This is a genomic window from Oleiphilus sp. HI0123, from assembly GCF_001635315.1.
Genome location: NZ_LWGE01001058.1, coordinates 1 through 1,426, shown reverse-complemented (window position 1 = coordinate 1,426; position 1,426 = coordinate 1). Strand labels below are relative to the sequence as shown.

Below are 1,426 nucleotides of genomic sequence, written 5' to 3'. Positions count from 1 at the left end.
CTGTTAAAAATTGCCTTTGAAAGCAGTGACGAGACCCGCTGGATCGCAATCATTATGGGGCCAGATGTTGCTCAAGAAAAAGATGAGAAGCGGTAGTTCTAAATGAGCAGCTACCAAAGATCCTCTTCATCTTGAGAGTCGCTTTGAATTAGAATCCTTTTGAGGTCTTTTTCTCTGTCTTTGCTATGAGCTTCGGCTAAATCAACTTTTTCGCCGTAAACTTCGAGCCAGGTACGTGAGCCAGGTAGCATGTGAGCCAGGTCATACATGCCGGTACGTAAGGCTTCTAGAAATTCTTGATTACCTTTTTCTTGTTCCATCACCACGTTAAGCAATTTAAGGTTGCTTGTATTGCCCAGTTGATCCTGGATAACGGGTAATATTTTCTTAAGGCTCTTTATTTGTTGAGTTTGAGCTTCGTTTTGGCTGGTCAATTCCGAGATTTGTAGCTGTAGCTCTTCAACGACTTCAAGGTTGACGGACTCTTCTTCTTCATCTCCGAAGACGGTGATCGTTATTACTGTAATCGAAACAGAAATAATCACGATTAGTAAGAGTGCGACAACCAGTAGTACTATTTTGTTCGTCCCGACACTCTCTTCCAGAGCAGTAATTCGTTGCTTTTCAGTGAGTGGCTCGTGCTCCACTTCATCTTTCTTGGCCATGGTCTATCCTACGTCGCGAATTTGATGATGAGCTCGGGAGGTGTGCATGTAGTCATGCTAAATCGAACAGAAGTTATGCGAACCCCGGTGAGCCCAGATAGTTTTAGTGTAGACCAAAACTATCTGAAGTACCTACCAAAGGAATGTGATTAATTGTGATATTAATACGAATATTACTAATTAACTTAGATAGTTAGCGCTATAAGTTCTATTAGCCTGTTAACTTTTCGTACTTATCCATTAATTCTGCTTCACTTTCCTTGTGATCAGGGTCTTTGGGAATGCAGTCTACAGGGCATACTTCGACACATTGTGGTTCGTCGTAATGGCCGACACACTCGGTGCACTTGCTCGGGTCAATAATATATATATCTTCACCGGGTGCGATGGCTTCATTGGGACACTCAGGCTCGCACACGTCGCAATTTATACAGTCATCTGTGATCATTAATGCCATGAAAAATACCTCTGCTATGATCTGATAAAAGTGGGGTTAAAGGTCAAAATACTATCCTGCTATCGCTCTTCTAAGGCCTTAATGACGGCTGGCGCTACAAACTCTGAAACATCACCGCCCAAAGAGGCAATTTCCCTAATTAAAGTGGAAGAGATATAAGAGAGGTGGTTGTCAGGAGTAAGAAACAAGCTTTCTGCTTCAGGAATCAAGCGCCGATTCATATCCGCTAGTTGAAATTCGAATTCAAAGTCTGAAACAGCACGTAAACCGCGTAGAATAACGTTGACCTTGTGCTCTTTTACAA

Annotated in this window: 3 protein-coding genes; all 3 read right to left on the bottom strand. The window is 42.4% G+C overall.

Annotated features, from left to right (window positions below):
- Window positions 1-110: 110 nt before the first annotated feature.
- Window positions 111-665, bottom strand: a complete 555-nt coding sequence (locus A3761_RS09710) for a hypothetical protein (RefSeq protein WP_068514531.1) — start codon at window positions 663-665, stop codon at window positions 111-113.
- A gap of 211 nt (window positions 666-876) precedes the next feature.
- Window positions 877-1,122 (bottom strand): YfhL family 4Fe-4S dicluster ferredoxin, encoded by a 246-nt coding sequence (locus A3761_RS09705; RefSeq protein WP_068514535.1) that lies wholly within the window; start codon window positions 1,120-1,122, stop codon window positions 877-879.
- Window positions 1,123-1,181: 59 nt separating this feature from the next.
- The coding region (locus tag A3761_RS09700; RefSeq protein WP_369808213.1) for a pantetheine-phosphate adenylyltransferase at window positions 1,182-1,426 on the bottom strand (245 nt) is incomplete at its 5' end.

Bases quoted from the DNA above. Each gene is read 5' to 3' on its own strand.
- A3761_RS09710 (WP_068514531.1), bottom strand. From the start codon at position 665: ATGGCCAAGAAAGATGAAGTGGAGCACGAGCCACTCACTGAAAAGCAA.
- A3761_RS09705 (WP_068514535.1), bottom strand. From the start codon at position 1,122: ATGGCATTAATGATCACAGATGACTGTATAAATTGCGACGTGTGCGAG.